The organism is Pseudoalteromonas sp. Bsw20308 (genome assembly GCF_000310105.2).
GTDB lineage: Bacteria > Pseudomonadota > Gammaproteobacteria > Enterobacterales > Alteromonadaceae > Pseudoalteromonas > Pseudoalteromonas fuliginea.
Window position 1 is genome coordinate 2,101,212 of record NZ_CP013138.1, and the last position, 17,218, is coordinate 2,118,429.

The window sequence follows — 17,218 nt, forward strand, 5'->3', positions numbered from 1 at the left end:
CATAATTATGGCATTATCACGTGAACAAGTTGCAATGCGCGTTGCACAAGAACTTCAAGATGGTTACTACGTAAATTTGGGCATAGGAATTCCGACACTCGTCGCAAACTATGTACCAGATGATATTGAAGTTATGTTACAGTCCGAAAATGGCCTTTTAGGCATGGGCCCGTACCCCACAAAAGCAGAGCTAGACGCCGATATGATTAACGCGGGTAAAGAAACCGTGACAGCAGCCAAAGGTGCAGCCATATTTAATAGTGCAGATAGTTTTGCCATGATACGGGGTGGTCATGTAGACTTAACCGTTCTGGGTGCATTTGAAGTTGACCAGAACGGCAACATCGCATCGTGGATGATCCCTAAAAAGCTGATTAAAGGCATGGGTGGCGCGATGGATTTAGTCGCTGGCGCGAAAAATATTATTGTTACTATGACCCATGCAAGTAAGCATGGTGACTCTAAACTATTAGAGGCCTGCTCTTTACCGCTTACTGGCGTTAATTGCGTAAAAAAAATAGTAACAGATTTAGCCGTATTAGAAGTTAAAGACGGCGCATTTCATCTATTAGAACGTGCTCCGGGCGTATCTGTTGATGAAATCATTAGTAAAACAGCAGGTAAATTACTTGTTGACGGTGAAGTTCCAGAAATGGTTTTTTAGGCTTTAGCTTAAAAATAACGCTTTACCCTGTACCGACCTCATTCCCAGTGCCAATGGCGCTGAGTTACCCAAAATCCCTCGCAAGAGGGATTTTTTTTGTCCTTTTGCATTCTTTTTAGGCTAATTCATACATCTGTAGTAAATTTTTATCTATAATAGTTGCATAAATAGATGATTAGTTAGCTAGAGCATTTGCACTACTTTGTTGTTATCATGCACCACTTTTGTGAACTTGCTCTATGAGTAATTTTAACTTGTTGAAATTACTAACATTACTAACTGGTTCGATTTTTGCCTATACTAGGCTATATAAACAACTTAATACTGGAAAACATGCAAACTCCTATTCGTGGCCTTCGATCTTTTTGCTTTGCAGCAAGAAGCCTAAGTTTTAAGCATGCAGCTAATGAGCTGTACTTAACACCTTCGGCAGTAAGCCATCAAATAAAACAACTTGAAGAACAGCTTGGTATTGAACTTTTTCAGCGTAAAACACGTTCAATAAGTTTAACAACAGCTGGTAAAAACTTTTTTGATGCCGTATCTCCTATCATTACCATGTTAGAAGGTACCATTAACGAGTTTAGTCAGATGCAACAAAACACTAATTTAACAATTACCTTGCCTGAGTTTTTTGCAAGCGAACTACTTATGCCTAAATTAAGCGAGTGGACGACAGAGCATCCTAATATTAATTTACAAATGGATACGCTTAAAACACGCAAAGAAATAACACGGCATAGCGATTTGTCTATTGTATTGTCCTCTAGTAAACCTACTGAAGGCTTAGTAACTGAATTATTTAATCTTGAATATATCCCTGCGTGTAATGAAAAACTGCTCAATCAGTGGAAAAATGATCATCGTAAAGCACTAAACCAAGTTCCGCTAATTCTACATAAAGCGCGTCCTTGGGCGTGGCATCAATGGGCTGAAAAAGCAGGCATTGATGACTTTTCTCCTTCGCAAATTATCCAAATAGACAGTATGTTTGGTGTAGCACGTGCTGCGCAGCAAGGCATGGGCATTGCGCTTATTCCACTGCCAATTAGTCAAAGTTGGTTAGATGAGAAGTGGCTCTATAAATTATTTGAACAGCCTTTAACAACTAAAGATAAATACTACTTAGTACAACACGAATCCAACATACCTAATCACCCACTTGATTTATTTGCGAAGTGGGTTGTAAATACGTTTAGAAAAATCCAAGAATAACCCCCGATTAGACGAGTTCAGTAATACAACCTACTGTGTGTTGTATTACTGAACTCGTCTAATACCAACCTGCATAAATCTTTGATCAATTTAACGAATTAAATTGCACTATTACGTCGTTAAAAATTTTTTATTTACGACTGCATGGATGCAGGAGGTAGAGCAATGCAGGGAGCAATTGCCGAGAACAACTAGATACAAAAATTTTTGCCTAGTTCTAGCGTAATTTTCTTAACGTTAAATAGACCCCATATATAAGCAGATTGGTATAACTCCCTGCAATTTTGAATTTTTATTTAAATACATAAGCTTAGCAACGCACATTAGACTAAAGTCTATAGTTTAATTTTTTTCACTCATTGGTTTCGTTTTTATCGTTTGTCGAGAATAAGGTTAAATACTAAAGTTACATTATCAGCTCGAAACAATTTAATTTAACTGTTTCATAAAAAGTAATAAATGCAATTTTTTGGGTTTTAGTTTCTCAAATGTTGCAGTGAAAAGAATCTTATATTGTGTGTGTAAGATGTTGTCAGTGTGAAAAGCAGTTCAAGTTAGGTGGTGACTTAGCTTGAACTGTTTTTATTCTTGGTTCATACCACATGATTTGTAATACAAGACTACGAAATTTTAGCAAGCAGAATCTTTATATTGTGTGTGAAGATATTGTCAGTGTGAAAAATAGTTCAAGTTAGGTGGTGACTTAGCTTGAGCTATTTTTATTTACTTGCAACTACATAATATATATAGAATATAAGTTAAATACTTTAGGAACTGTTATCTCTAAAGGTTTAATTTCCAACGGCATGTTTTTTTTAGGCAAAACAAAACTTATAATGTGTTGATATTAGCCATACATAGCCGTTCACAAAGTATAAATACCAAACCTTGCGCCGCGATTCCCCCCACTAGATAGAACGAATTTAATCCTAAAAGCTCAACAGCTCCTATTAAAACCCTAGTAAGTTAAAGCTTACTAGGGCGTGTTGACCTTTCGTGGTTGAATTTGCAGCAGGCTTTTTAGGCAAGGCAGAGCCTATTTAGTGTGGTTATTCCCCATAAATAGGCGATAACGCAGCATAAATACCAAACATGCGCTGCCCTTTGGGTTCTTTCTAGGGGCGATTAACTCTTTGTTGTCTACATGGATGTAGGTAAGGGGCGTGAGCAGGACGCGGAAGCTTTGCTCGGTTTTTACTTAGCCCGCTAGGTTACAAACCTCACCCCGCGATTTAATCGCCCCTAGATTGAACAAATTTCAATCCACAAAGATCAACACGCCCTAATATTTTTTTGAAAATTAAATTATGTCTGGAATAATTTTAATTTAACTTTTATCTCGCGGTACAAAATCAAGTACGGTTGCGTTAATACAATAGCGATCGCGCCCTCTTGGACCTTCACCTGGGAACAAGTGCCCTAAGTGTATACCAGTACTTTTTGAGCGAAGCTCAATGCGAGTCATACCCCAACTACTGTCGTCATGCTGTGTTACATTGTTCTTTACTGGATGAGTAAACGACAACCAACCAGTACCTGAGTTAAACCTATCGCTTGTATCAAATAGTGGCTCACCACTTAATTTATCTACAAAAGTACCGTCAGGTGTATTTTTAAACTCTTTGTACTCTTTACAGTAAGGTCTATCTGTTCGCGCATCAAATGCAACTTTGTAAGCATCGCTGTTACCTAATTTAAAAGCGCCTAATGCTTTATAAAACTCTTCAGGCGTTGCGTAACCTTGACGGCCATATACCTCAACGCCATTTTCTAAAAACAAAATGGTCGGTGTTGCCCACGTGGCTGACTTAATAGTTAAATCATCAAGTTGGTCAGCATGGCGAAACGACATTGGTATTGTCCCTTTGTAGTCATTTGCGACTGCTTTTTTGAATTTTTCACAGTATGGGCAGTATTCACGTGAATCTAAGACTACGATTTGCTTTCCTGCTAATAAAGCAGTGTTATCTACTTTTTCTACGGGTGTTTTATTAAAAACAACACCGGTAGAATGATCTGGGCAATAGCCATTAGGGTTCTTTTCTAAATAATTTTGATGATACTCTTCTGCCGATACAAAGCCTTGAAGCGGTTTAATAACTGTTTCAATTTTGCCGTAGCTCGCATCTGTTAAAAGTTGCTGATATTTCGACTTAACTTGCTCTGCAACTTTAGCCTGCGCATCGGTAGTCGTTAATACGATTGAACGATATTGCGTACCGATGTCGTTCCCTTGGCGATTTTTTTGCGTAGGATCGTGACTTTCAAAATAGTTTTTTAATAGATCTTCTGCTGAAATTATATTGCTGTTATACATAACTTGTACAACTTCAGCATAATTGTTCTCGTCAAAACGACGAGACTGATCAGTAATGTTTCTGTACGTTGCTTTAAAGCCTTTGCCGTCAGCGTAACCCGACTCAGCATCTATAACGCCATTAAGCGCTTCGTAGCGTTTTTCGGCTCCCCAAAAACAACCGGATCCAAGTACAATAGTTTCTACATGCATGGTTGCTTCGACATTACTGTGCTCAACCTTTTCCATAGATAAAGCAAAACTGCCTGCGCTAAATATAATAGCAGCGCCTGATAAATATAATAAATGCTGGTGTTTCATAAAGTACCTCATAAACAAGTGCGTGCTAATTAAGACCTCCTTATCTTAATTTTCATTTCAAGCTAATTACTTATTTAGTACGAAGCGTATTAAGTTTTAGTCCTCAATAAATTAAATACGATTAATTGAATATAAAAATATTCTTAAACTAAGCTGAGCAAATAAAAATAACCACTTAGTCGCAATGGTGTAAATAAATTAATAAAACTGTGTTACGTTTAAATTATGTTGTACAAATAGGTTTATTTAATGAAGCCAGCTCCTCATATTTATGCATTAACAAACAGTAGCTTACTGTTTGATGCATCGCATTTAGACGCTACAGATAGACTCTCTATTCAAAAGAAAATTTGGGCTTTAACTAGCCACTGTAAAAGCACTGATGAATTTAGCGATTTGGTGCCCGCCATGAACTCGCTAACTCTTTATTTAAAATCAGATAAACACTTAAAACAGTGGTTACAAGTGCTACCTTCGCTGTGGAATGATATTAAAACGAGTACATTTAAGGGGCAGCATCACTTAATCGAAACAACCTACAAGGGTGAGGACATTAATTACGTGGCTCGCTATCATAATTTAAGTGCCGATGAGGTTATTAATATTCATAGTAACACCAAGTACCACGTTTTATTTTTAGGCTTTCAGCCCGGTTTTGCTTACCTACATGGCTTAAATGAGCAATTACATACACCAAGGCGTGACGAGCCTCGCATTAAAGTTCCTAAAGGTTCTGTTGCGATAGGTGCTGCACAAACCGGAATTTACCCCGCAGATACCCCAGGTGGTTGGCATATAATAGGTCATACAGATACTGCTTTGTTTGATTCGACCTCTGAGCAACCTTGTTTAATTCAACCAGGCGATACGCTTGAATTTGTTCCGCTCGTTAATAAAGGGGCAAATCATGATTAAAGTACTTAAAAGTGGTGTATTACTTACAATTCAAGATTCTGGCCGTGAGGGCTACCGCCATTTAGGTGTAAGCAAAGCGGGTAGCTTGGACCCCATTGCACAAATCATTGCTAATAGATTACTTAACAATAACGACAATGATGCCGTTTTAGAAATAACTGTGGGTTTGTGCGAACTGGAATTTACTTGCGACACAGTAATTGCACTGCATGGTGCCGATTTGCAAGCAACCCTTGATGGACATGCAATTTATTCTGGCTGGACATATGCAGTAAAAAACAAACAAGTACTGAACTTTGCTACTGGTAGAGCCGGCTTAAGAGCTTATTTAGCAGTGAAAGGCGGTATACAAAATACTGAGGTTATGGGCTCTAAATCTACAGATTTAAACGCATGTTTTGCTGGTATTGAAGGTAGAGCTCTCACCACTGGTGATGAAATACCTATTACTCCTTATTATGGAGAGTTTATAAAAGTAGGCGCAATGGCTCCCGCCCAGCGCAAGCTTATACGGCTGCACCAAAGCCCTCATGCTAATTTATTAGGCGAGCCTTTACTTAGAAACTTTGTATCTACCGCATTTAAAGTTAGTAGTAACAGCAACCGAATGGGCGTAAGGCTTGAGCATAAAAATAATTTGGGGCATTCGCACTCTTTGCCATCATTAGGGGTGAGTCCTGGGAGTATTCAACTACCACCAAATGGAGAGCCTATTGTGTTACTAAATGATGGCCAAACCACAGGGGGCTATCCGCTTTTAGGCACTGTTATTGAAGCAGACTTACATCAATTTGCACAATTTAGACCTTTAGATACTGTTGAGTTTAAATATGTAACGTTTGAAGAAGCAACAAAGGCGAAGCAGAAACTTGACGGACACCTACATCAATTGAGCCTTGCACTTAAAAATAACCTATAAAAACATTCTAAAAATAAATAGGAAAACTATGTTCGATTTAAATTATTGGCCGCTTATTGGCATTCCTGTTGTAGTAATCGGTTTTGCACTGCGCTTTAATCCTTTACTAGTGGTTACCTTTGCAGGACTTGCGACCGGCTGGGCTGTCAATCTTGATTTTATCAGCTTGCTGCAAACGTTTGGCGAAAAGTTTATGAACTCGCGCCAATTAGCGAGCTTCATTTTAATTTTACCTGTTATTGCACTGCTTGAACGTTATGGATTACAACAACGTGCCCGCGATTGGATTTCACAAATTAAAACAGCCACCAGCGCGCGTATACTCGCTCTTTATTTTATTGTTAGAGAATGCTCGGCTGCACTTGGTTTACTCTCACTCGGTGGGCAAGCACAAACTGTTCGCCCTTTGCTTGCTCCTATGGCATTAGGAGCTGCTACAAATAAATATGGCGAATTGCCTAAACCCGTAAAAGATATGATCAGCGCCCATGCGGCGGCAGTTGATAATATTGCGGTATTTTTTGGGGAAGACATATTTATAGCCTTTGGTGCTGTTTTACTTATGGATGCATTTTTAAAAGAAAACGGCATAACCGGTATTGAACCGCTGCATATTGGTTTATGGGCAATCCCTACCGCGCTATGCGCCTTGGTTATCCACTTATTTAGACTAGCTCGACTCGAAAGTAAAATTGCAAAAGCGGTTCAAAAGTACAATGCACCGGAGCCAATACTATGAGTAAAGTAATTGATGCCGATGTATCGCACTCAAGCACTGCACTCGTGACCATTGAAAACATATACCTGCTTATTGGCATCATGGTGATGTTTTTAGTAGTACGCACCCTGCAAGACAAAAATCATCCAAAAAGGCTTACAACCGCCCTATTTTGGTTTCTATTTGGCAGTAGCTTTTTACTTGGTGATTTTGCTATTGCAACTCTTGGTGCACAAACAACGTATTTAATGGTGGGTATTAGCGTATTACTCATTGCTTTATTAGCCGGCTTAAATTTAGTTTCCATGGGAAGTTACTCTATTCCCAGCGAGCAGGTTCAAAATCAAAGCGCTAAAACTCTAGGCAATAAGTTATTTATTCCCGCTTTAATGATCCCAATTGTTACCGTAGTCTTTACTGTACTATTTGATAATGTTGCTATAAACAATGTTTACTTACTTGATCAACGCCATTTAACGCTCGCCTCCTTAACCATTGCATGTATTTTTGCATTACTTGTTGGCTGGAAAATAACCGGTGGTAGCCCTGTTCAAGCCGTGAGCGAATCACGCCGTTTAGTAGATTCTATTGGTTGGGCAGCCATTTTACCGCAAATGCTAGCCATGCTTGGTGGGGTATTTATTGTGGCGCAAACAGGCGACTCTATTAAAGAACTAGTTACTTTATTTATAGCCCCTGATAACCGTTTTATGCTGGTTGTTTTGTATTGTATAGGTATGGCATTTTTTACCATGATTATGGGTAACGCGTTTGCTGCATTTCCGGTGATGACTGCTGGTATAGCGATGCCATTTTTAATTGAAGGTCATGGCGCAAGCCCTGCACCTTTAGTAGCGCTAGGTATGTATAGCGGCTATTGCGGTACGTTAATGACGCCGATGGCAGCCAATTTTAATATTATTCCTGCCGCTCTTTTAGACTTAAAAGATAAGTACCATGTAATAAAGGTTCAAATTCCGACGGCAGTTACCTTACTCGCCGTTAATATTATTTTAATGTATAGCTTGGTGTTTAATGACTAAATCAACTTCTTCAATGGCGTGTGTACTAATAACCGGCTTTGCGCCTTTTGGTGGCGAAGCTATAAATCCTTCTTGGCAAGCAGTGCAAAAGCTTGATGAAACTATCATCATGAAACACAAAATATGCACACTAGAACTTGCCTGTGAATTTAATACGTCTATCAGTCAGCTTATAAACGCCATTGAGTCGCACAATCCGGCGGTTGTTTTGTGTATAGGCCAAGCCGGTGGGCGCAGTGAAATATCAATAGAGCGAATAGCAATAAACGTTGACGATGCACGTATTAAAGACAATGCAGGTAATCAACCTGTCGATACACCAATAGAAAAAAATGGCCCTGATGCCTATTTCACAAACTTACCAATAAAGCGCATGTTACAAGCATTGCACAACAGTAATATACCAGCTGCCATTTCGAATACGGCAGGCACGTATGTGTGTAATCACGTTATGTATGGTCTTATGCATTACATAAATGATCACTGCGCTGTAATGAAAGGTGGCTTTGTGCATATTCCTTATTTACCAAGACAAGCTGTGCACCACAATGGCGCACCAAGCATGAGTGAGGAAACCGTTATTAACGCGCTAAAAGTGATGGTTGCGCAAGCTTTGAACAATAATAGTGACGTAAAAATAGCAGCAGGCACCACACATTAACCACTTTGGTGCAGTTAAATATAACTTGGTGCATAAATTATTCTTAATTAATTGTAAAAGCTATGTGACTTGAGTAATTTTTTCTGATAAAACAAGGTTTCGCAGCACAGCAAATTGGCTTTGCTGCACACATAATAGGAATGAGGAGTTACTATGTGTTCAATTTTTGGGGTATTAGATATAAAATCTGATCCCACTCAATTGCGTACCCAAGCAATTGAAATGTCAAAGCTGCTTAGACACCGAGGTCCAGATTGGTCTGGTGTATACGCATCTGAAAAAGCTATTTTAGTGCATGAGCGTTTAGCTATTGTTGGTGTATCAAGCGGTGCACAGCCTTTATACAATCCTGAAAAAACAAATATTTTAGCGGTTAACGGCGAGATTTATAATCATAAAGAACTTGCAGCAGAGCTAGATGTTGATTTTACTTTTCAAACTCAATCAGACTGTGAAGTTATTTTAGCGCTGTACAAACAAAAAGGGCCTGACTTTTTAGATGACCTAAATGGCATTTTTGCATTTTGTTTATACGACGAAGAAAATGACGCCTACTTAATTGGCCGTGACCATATTGGTATTATCCCGCTTTACACTGGTCACGACGAGCACGGTAACTTTTACGTTGCTTCTGAGCTAAAAGCACTTTCTCCAATTTGTAAGCATATTGAAGAATTTCCTCCTGGGCATTACCTGTACAGCAAAGATGGCAAAATGACACCTTATTACAAGCGTGATTGGGAAACATTTGATGCAGTTAAAGATAACAGCGCACAAGCCCTAGACGTTAAAGATGCATTAGAAGCGGCCGTTAAACGCCAGCTAATGTGTGACGTGCCTTACGGTGTATTACTTTCTGGTGGTTTAGACTCATCGGTTATCTCTGCTATTACCCAGCGTTTTGCTGCAAAACGTATTGAAGATAACGACGAAAGCGATGCATGGTGGCCTAAGTTGCATTCTTTTTCAGTAGGCCTTGAGGGTTCACCTGATTTAGCCGCGGCCCAAAAAGTAGCTGACATGATTGGTACTATTCACCACCCTATCATTTTTACCATCCAAGAAGGTATTGATGCATTACGTGAAGTGATTTACCACATAGAAACCTACGACGTAACAACGATTCGTGCCTCTACACCTATGTACCTAATGGCTCGCCAAATTAAAGCGATGGGCATTAAAATGGTGTTATCTGGCGAAGGTGCTGATGAGCTATTTGGTGGTTACTTATACTTCCATAAAGCCCCTAATGCACAAGAGTTTCATGAAGAGCTAAACCGTAAAGTATCAAAACTGCATATGTTTGACTGTTTACGTGCTAATAAATCAATGGCAGCATGGGGCGTAGAAGCACGTGTACCGTTCCTTGATAAAGAATTTGTTGATGTTGCTATGCGTATCAACCCTGAAGCTAAAATGTGTAAAGATGGCAAAATTGAAAAACACATTTTACGTGAAGGCTTTGATGGCTACTTGCCTGATGAAGTTTTATGGCGCCAAAAAGAGCAATTTTCAGACGGTGTTGGTTACAGCTGGATTGATACGTTAAAAGAGTTTGTAAACGAGCAAGTGAGCGATCAAGAGCTTGCAAATGCTAAATTTAAATACCCTATTAATACGCCAGATTCAAAAGAAGCTTACTACTACCGTACTATTTTTGAATCGCACTTTCCGGGTGATGCATCAGCTAAATGTGTGCCACATGGTAAATCGGTAGCGTGTTCGACTCCTGAAGCACTTGCATGGGACGCATCGTTCCAAAACAATGCAGATCCATCAGGTCGTGCTGCGGGCGTTCATAACGACGCGTATGCAAGCAAAGGTTAACACTCTTTGTTTAACGAAGCGTAAGCCCAAATGGCTTGCGCTTCGCTTTATAAAACTCACTTCCACCGAATCTGTTTTTTATAGCCCTGCAAATAACTTAAAAGGCTCTAGTGCTTTAATTGTTATTTATAAAAATGGGTTAACATCAAAAACAATGCAATATATTGCATCACAATCAAACCACCCTGCTACCGTATTTTTAAATCAAAATGAGATAACTAAACGCCATTGTAATATTCGTTGGTTTAACCAAACAAGTGAAATTAAACGCTGTGGACATGGCACTTTAGCGGCCGCTAATTTTTTAATAAAGCATTTTGGTTATTGCCCAGAAGTACTTACATCAATGAGTCATGAGCGTTTTACTATAAAAGTAAAAAAACAACGCGCCCAGTTATTACTAAAAAGCATAGAGCCTAAAAAAAGCGAATTAGCTGCAGGTGAGTTAAAAAGTGTGTTTTCATCAGCAATAAAAGCAGCCTACAGTACCGGCGATAAAAACGGTTATACGGTTGTATTATTTAATGAAGAATTTAGTAAAGACGATTTAAAAAGCTTACACGTTGATTTTAAAGCTTTGAGTAAACTCCACAAAAATGCAGTAATTGCCCTTAGTATAAAAAATAAAGACAAGAAAAATGCCATAGCGCATTTTAGATACTTTGCACCCCAGTTTGGAGTAAATGAGGACAGTGCAACGGGCTCAGCAATAACTGTTATTGCCCCTCTGCTATTTAGACTACATGGTTTAAATAAAGTTAAGCTTATACAGCAATCAAATAATGGCGCATTGCTAAATTATGAGTTTAACAATGCTAAAGTTGTCATTTACTAGGGCGTGTTGACCTTTGCGAATTGAAATTTGTTCAATCTAGGGGCGATTGAATCGCGGCGCGAGGTTTGTAACCTAGTGGGCTAAGTAAAAATCGAGCAACAAAGAGTTTATCGCCCCTAGGCAGAACCCGAAGGGCAGCACATGTTTGGCATTTATGCTGCGTTATCGCCTATTTATGTGGAATAACCACACTTCATAGGCTCTGCCTTGCCAAAAAACCAAACATATTGCTGCAAATTCAACTATCAAAGATCAACACGCCCTAAGCATATTAAGTAAACGTTTATAGCGGTCTTAACAAGCACAATGCAAAATAGTTACTATCGTCTTGCCATGTTTGCTCTAACTTTAAATTAGCTTGCGCTGCTAGCTGCTTAAACGACTCGAGCGTGTACTTGTGAGAGTTTTCTGTATGGATACTTTCACCTTCTATAAAGTCTATTTGCTGATCATTTATAATCACGCTTTGAGTGCAATTACTTACTAAATGCATTTCAATACGGCTATGTTGCTCGTTAAAGCGTGACTCGTGGCTAAAGTTATCTATATTAAATGTGCCGTTTAGCTCGTTATTAATACGTTGTAGTAAATTTTTATTAAATGCGGCGGTAACTCCCGGTTTATCGTTATATGCATCAAGTAACACTTGGCGCTCTTTAACTAAATCAACCCCAATTAATACATAACCGTTTACACCGCATAAGCGATGGAAATTATTCATAATCTCGATGGCTTTAACTGGAGAAAAATTGCCAAGAGTCGAGCCCGGAAAGTACACCAAATTGGTTTGACTATCTAAAGCGGTGTCTTTGGTTAGCTGTTTAACCATTTGATTATGTGTAAAGTCTCCTAGTAATGGCGAAATTGCCAAATCTGGAAATAATGGCGACAAATGTGCAAGTGAATAACTGAGCATCTCCTCAGAAATTTCAAACGGTACGAAGGTTTTTACGTTTGCCATATGCGCTAATAAATACGCGACCTTTTTACCCGAACCACACCCAGGCTCAATAATAGAGAGGTTTTCAGGTAGCATTTGAGCAATGGACTGCGAGTATTGCTCTAAAATAGACAGCTCAATACGTGTAACATAATACTCTTGTAAGGATGTTATTTGCTCGAATAATGCAGCACCTTTATCATCGTAAAAATACTTACACGGCAGCGTTTTTTGTTGTTGAGTTAATCCGCTTATCACGTCGTTTAAAAATTCAGTGTCGGTTATGTTACTTTTTTTAATCGCTGTTACTTGGCTCATACTATATCCTTAGCTAGTCTTATCCCGCTGCACATCCACGCTTGATGTGGGTAATAAAAATTTCGGTATGTTTGTCGTAAATGGTTTTGAGGGGTAAACACACACCCACCACGTAACACCATTTGGTTATTCATAAATTTACCATTGTATTCCCCTGCTACTCCTTCAATAGGTTTAAAACCGGGGTATGGTAAATATGCACTGTTTGTCCATTGCCAACATGAATCCGTTAACTGGTTTATTTCGGTATCATCTTTTGCTTGTTGTGGTGTTAAGTAGTTATTATTAGTGTCTGTTAAAGATGTATTTTTAGCTGCATATTCCCATTCGAACTCTGTAGGCAAGCGAGCCTTTACAAAATTAGCATAGGCGCTGGCCTCAAAATAACTAACATGGCTGATGGGTGCACTTAAATTTAAAGGCTGCAATCCGTAGTGTGTAAACTCAAACCATTCGTTATTTATGCAATGCCAATATAATGGATGCGTTAAACGAGTGTTTTGAATATGCGCCCAACCGTCGCTTAACCAATATTGTGGATTGCTATATCCACCGGCATTTATTAAGTCTAAATATTCACCATTAGTGACCAATCTATTAGCAAAACTGAATGGATGAATTAGTACTTGGTGTTTGGGGCACTCGTTATCATATGCAAATTCATCGTCGGCATTTGTGCCAATATTAATAATGGCTTGTTCAAAATTGATAAAATTAAGGGGTTTAATATCAGCTGATTTTTTTTGGCTATTTAAAAGCGATGTTTTATATTGAGGAAATAATGGATTTACTGAAAAGTTATATTTAATATCCATAAGCATTAGCTCTTGATGCTGTTGCTCGTGGTGTAACCCAAGTTCAATAATATCTTTAATGTGCGGGTTAACGTCAGTCTTAAGTAATTCAATCACGCGGCTATCTACATGTTCTCTGTAAGCTAGCACCTCCTCTAAACCTGGCCTAGATAAGCTTCCTCTGTTTGCCCGTTTAAATTGCTCTCCAATCCCATTGTAGTAAGAATTAAAAAGCATTTTATAGTGAGGGTTAAACACTGCGTACTGTTTACAATGAACACTAAGTAAAAACGTTTCAAAAAACCACGTGGTATGCGCTAAATGCCATTTAGTAGGACTAGCATCTGCCATAGCTTGTAATTGACAATCTTCTACAGTGAGTGGTTCGATAATAGCTAGGCTTTCGTCTCTAACGCTGCAAAAGCGTTTAACAAGTTCGTTTTGATTGGTATCGTTTGTAACGCTTTCACGCATAATAGTAATAATCCTTTGCCTATCTATTTATAAAATATAGCTTAGGGCATGCTGAGCTTTTTGGATTGAAATTTGTTCAATCTAGGGGCGATTAAATCGCGGTACGAGGTTTGTAACCTAGTGGGCTAAGTAAAAACCGAGTAACAAAGAGTTAATCGTCCCTAGAAAGAACCCAAAGGGCAGTGTATGTTTGGTATTTATGCAGCGTTATCGCCTATTTATGGGGAATGACCACACTACATAGCCTCTGCCTTGCCTAAAAACCAAACACACTACTGCAAATTCAATCGCCAAAATTCAACATACCCTAATGTTGTGTTAAATCATATTCATATTACAACTTGATTAAAGATGCTTATCAGCTTATAAATTTATAATAGCCTTGAAGAAAAATTTGCTCCTTGCTAGCCGGCTTTTGATTATTTTTACGTGCATGCAAGCATGAGAAATAACGCATAAGCTGTTACCGAACCGCTAAGCTATAAATCTAGGAGCGATTAAATTGCGCCTAAATTAAACAAATTTCAATCCTAAAAGACTAACAAGCCCTAATATTTAAGCATTAATTAAGATACTTAAAAATGATCTTTTTTTACTTAACCAAGTAAATTAATACTTTTAATAGCAAACTAAATTTTAACGTTCACTGAATTTTTAAATTTAGGGCTTTTAAATGAAAGAATCATGAATTTGGCCATATAAACAGCGTTTTAAATACAAATTCATTTACATTTAATATTTAACTCATACACTACTAGCTGTATGATCACTATTCAAATTAGTTAGTCTTCAAATAATTACGGTATTACTTTTTATTTAATATTTAAAGACTAATGTAATTCGATATGACGCCGAATTTATTTTGGCTTGTTAGGACAACTAAAGAGGTATTGCATGAAGGAAAATCATGACAAATATAGTATTGACAATACGGACTACACCGTAGGTCAGGACAACGTACAAAAGTGGGGTTTTGATATACACAACCCTGTTTTTGGAACTAGTGCGGGCCTGATTGTCATCTTTTTAATCGCCATACTTGTTACCGACCCACAAACTGCAAAAACAGCGCTTGATAGTATCAAGACCGATATTATTAATAATTTTGATGCCCTATTTATGTGGGCTGCTAACTTCTTTGTACTCTTTTGTTTAGCACTTATTGTTTCTCCTTACGGTAATATTCGCCTTGGTGGTGATGACGCTAAACCTTCTCACTCTCGCGTTTCATGGCTTGCTATGTTATTTGCTGCGGGTATGGGTATCGGCCTTATGTTTTGGGGCGTTGCTGAACCAGTTGCTTACTTTACTGGTTGGTACGAAACACCGCTTAATGTAGCCGCTAACACACCAGAAGCTGCAAAATTAGCAATGGGCGCAACTATGTTTCATTGGGGTCTTCACCCTTGGGCTATTTACGCTGTTGTTGGTTTATCTCTTGCGTTTTTTACCTATAACAAAGGTTTACCGCTTTCAATTCGTTCTATTTTTTACCCTATATTAGGTGATAGAGCGTGGGGTTGGCCTGGTCATATCATTGATATCTTAGCTGTACTTGCTACGTTATTTGGCCTTGCAACATCTTTAGGTTTAGGTGCGCAGCAAGCTTCTGCAGGCATTAACCACGTATTTGGTACAGAAGGTGGCATTGGCTCTCAAATTCTAGTTATTGCGGGTGTAACACTTTTAGCCATTGTCTCTGTGGTTCGTGGTATTGACGGTGGTGTGAAACTGCTAAGTAATGTAAATATGCTAATTGCGTTTTCATTATTATTGTTTGTTTGTTTAGTAGGCTTTGCTGTAGCAATGGGTAATGTACCAACTACCGTAATGGGCTATGTAGAAAATATTATTCCATTGAGTAATCCTCACGGCCGTGAAGACGAAACGTGGATGCATGGTTGGACTGTGTTTTACTGGGCTTGGTGGATTTCCTGGTCTCCGTTTGTAGGTATGTTTATCGCGCGTGTATCTCGCGGTCGTACAATTCGTGAATTCTTAATTGCGGTTTTACTAATCCCTACTCTAGTTACTGTTTTATGGATGTCTATTTACGGCGGTATTGCGATTGATCAAGTAGTTAATGGTGTTGGTGCGTTAGGCACTAATGGTTTAACTGAAGTACCTTTAGCTATGTTCCAAATGCTTGATGAATTACCTCTATCAAATATTTTATCGTTTATTGCAATTTTATTAGTGTTGGTATTTTTCATTACGTCATCTGACTCTGGTTCATTAGTAATTGATTCAATTACAGCTGGCGGTAAAATTGATGCACCGGTACCACAACGTATATTTTGGGCATCGGTTGAGGGCGCAATTGCAGCTGCTTTACTTTGGATTGGTGGCACACAAGCAATTGAAGCACTACAAGCAGGCGCTGTCTCTACAGGGTTGCCATTTACTATTGTATTGTTGTTTATGTGTTTAAGCTTAGTTTTAGGTTTACGAACTGAGCCTCGCCCAGTTAAGTAATACTTTTAGTAAGTAACACTTTTAGCTAGTAACGAAAGCGCCGCAATTTTGCGGCGTTTTTTTTGTTTAATAACTTTAAATTGTATGCGCTTATAGCCATAACTCTGAAATGGGCGTGTCTACACGATAATGGTGACTCAGTTGCGCTTGTAAAAGCTCAGCTGTAGCAAGTGCATCCGTTAGCGCATTGTGATTTTGATATGCAGGTAGAGAATAACGCGCACGGCAATCTGTTAGTCTAAGAGAACCTAATTTTGTGTTAAACAGCCGCCCTAATAACCCTTGCCTTGCTTTTAGTGCTCTTTTTTCTATTTCCATTGTATCTACCAGTGCAAACTCAATCCCTTCTTTAAGTCTTAGTAATAAAGCATTGTTTAAAAAGTGGCGCTCTATTGCAGCGTAATGCACCACGACAACTTTACCACTGAGCGCTTCAAGTAAAGGCTCTATAATTTGATTAAAGTCAGGGGCCTCATTTACCTCAGAGTGCGTTATTCCATGTATTAAAATAGACTCTTCATGAAGATTACGCCTAGGCTGCACAACCCAATGCCGACTGTGCTTACAATAAATGCGCTCTAAATTGAACGGCACTAAACCAACACTCACTATATCGTCGTTTTGGCTATTTAAGCCTGTTGTTTCAAAATCCATTGCTACAAAAGGTACGTCTTTTATTGCAGCTTTGTCTTGATTATAAGCACCCGCATAAAAGTGTTTTAAGAGTTTATTTTTGGTGCTATTTGCAAGCTCGTTATACCTAGCTTGCCAATTAATTGCTTTATGATTACGCGGATTCATAG

Annotated in this window: 14 protein-coding genes; 10 read left to right on the top strand and 4 right to left on the bottom strand. The window is 38.6% G+C overall.

Annotated features, from left to right (window positions below; all coding sequences use genetic code 11):
* The first annotated feature begins 7 nt into the window (after window positions 1–7).
* Both D172_RS09060 and D172_RS09065 read left to right on the top strand, forming a co-directional pair.
* Window positions 8–664, top strand: coding sequence for a CoA transferase subunit B (locus D172_RS09060; RefSeq protein ID WP_007376577.1), 657 nt, complete (start codon window positions 8–10; stop codon window positions 662–664).
* 333 nt (window positions 665–997) lie between these two features.
* Window positions 998–1,879: a LysR family transcriptional regulator gene (locus D172_RS09065; RefSeq protein ID WP_007376578.1), complete on the top strand. Its 882-nt coding sequence runs from the start codon at window positions 998–1,000 to the stop codon at window positions 1,877–1,879.
* A gap of 1,327 nt (window positions 1,880–3,206) precedes the next feature.
* Here the strand turns inward: D172_RS09065 and msrA are convergent.
* Window positions 3,207–4,496, bottom strand: coding sequence for a peptide-methionine (S)-S-oxide reductase MsrA (msrA, locus tag D172_RS09070; RefSeq protein ID WP_007376579.1), 1,290 nt, complete (start codon window positions 4,494–4,496; stop codon window positions 3,207–3,209).
* Between the two features lie 249 nt (window positions 4,497–4,745).
* Here msrA and pxpB point away from each other — a divergent pair, with 249 nt between their 5' ends.
* The 7 genes from pxpB to D172_RS09105 all read left to right on the top strand — a co-directional run bounded on the left by pxpB (window position 4,746) and on the right by D172_RS09105 (window position 11,414).
* Window positions 4,746–5,411 carry a 5-oxoprolinase subunit PxpB gene (pxpB, locus tag D172_RS09075; protein ID WP_007376580.1) on the top strand — a complete coding sequence of 222 codons (666 nt, stop codon included), beginning with the start codon at window positions 4,746–4,748 and terminating at the stop codon, window positions 5,409–5,411.
* Window positions 5,404–6,330, top strand: a complete 927-nt coding sequence (locus tag D172_RS09080; RefSeq protein ID WP_007376581.1) for a biotin-dependent carboxyltransferase family protein — start codon at window positions 5,404–5,406, stop codon at window positions 6,328–6,330. Before pxpB ends, D172_RS09080 begins: the two co-directional genes overlap by 8 nt.
* 28 nt (window positions 6,331–6,358) lie before the next feature.
* The gene (locus D172_RS09085; RefSeq protein WP_007376582.1) at window positions 6,359–7,069 is read left to right on the top strand and encodes a DUF969 domain-containing protein; all 711 of its coding nucleotides are present in this window, start codon (window positions 6,359–6,361) and stop codon (window positions 7,067–7,069) included.
* Complete coding sequence (locus D172_RS09090) at window positions 7,066–8,091, top strand: DUF979 domain-containing protein (protein WP_007376583.1); 1,026 nt, start codon at window positions 7,066–7,068, stop codon at window positions 8,089–8,091. The genes D172_RS09085 and D172_RS09090 overlap by 4 nt, the downstream gene beginning before the upstream one ends.
* Window positions 8,084–8,752: a pyroglutamyl-peptidase I gene (pcp, locus tag D172_RS09095; RefSeq protein ID WP_007376584.1), complete on the top strand. Its 669-nt coding sequence runs from the start codon at window positions 8,084–8,086 to the stop codon at window positions 8,750–8,752. The genes D172_RS09090 and pcp overlap by 8 nt, the downstream gene beginning before the upstream one ends.
* Before the next feature lie 153 nt (window positions 8,753–8,905).
* Window positions 8,906–10,579, top strand: coding sequence for an asparagine synthase B (asnB, locus tag D172_RS09100; RefSeq protein WP_007376585.1), 1,674 nt, complete (start codon window positions 8,906–8,908; stop codon window positions 10,577–10,579).
* Window positions 10,563–11,414 (top strand): PhzF family phenazine biosynthesis protein, encoded by an 852-nt coding sequence (locus D172_RS09105; RefSeq protein ID WP_007376586.1) that lies wholly within the window; start codon window positions 10,563–10,565, stop codon window positions 11,412–11,414. The genes asnB and D172_RS09105 overlap by 17 nt, the downstream gene beginning before the upstream one ends.
* Before the next feature lie 283 nt (window positions 11,415–11,697).
* Here D172_RS09105 and egtD read toward each other — a convergent pair whose 3' ends face one another.
* Together egtD and egtB are read right to left on the bottom strand one after the other, a co-directional pair.
* Window positions 11,698–12,672: an L-histidine N(alpha)-methyltransferase gene (gene egtD, locus D172_RS09110; RefSeq protein ID WP_007376587.1), complete on the bottom strand. Its 975-nt coding sequence runs from the start codon at window positions 12,670–12,672 to the stop codon at window positions 11,698–11,700.
* Window positions 12,669–13,940, bottom strand: a complete 1,272-nt coding sequence (egtB, locus tag D172_RS09115) for an ergothioneine biosynthesis protein EgtB (RefSeq protein WP_007376588.1) — start codon at window positions 13,938–13,940, stop codon at window positions 12,669–12,671. Before egtB ends, egtD begins: the two co-directional genes overlap by 4 nt.
* Before the next feature lie 894 nt (window positions 13,941–14,834).
* Between egtB and D172_RS09120 the strand changes: the two genes are divergently transcribed.
* Window positions 14,835–16,415, top strand: coding sequence for a BCCT family transporter (locus D172_RS09120; protein WP_007376589.1), 1,581 nt, complete (start codon window positions 14,835–14,837; stop codon window positions 16,413–16,415).
* Between the two features lie 90 nt (window positions 16,416–16,505).
* On the opposite strand, the gene D172_RS09125 is transcribed toward D172_RS09120, so the two are convergent.
* Complete coding sequence (locus D172_RS09125) at window positions 16,506–17,216, bottom strand: 3'-5' exonuclease (protein WP_007376590.1); 711 nt, start codon at window positions 17,214–17,216, stop codon at window positions 16,506–16,508.
* Window positions 17,217–17,218: the final 2 nt, after the last annotated feature.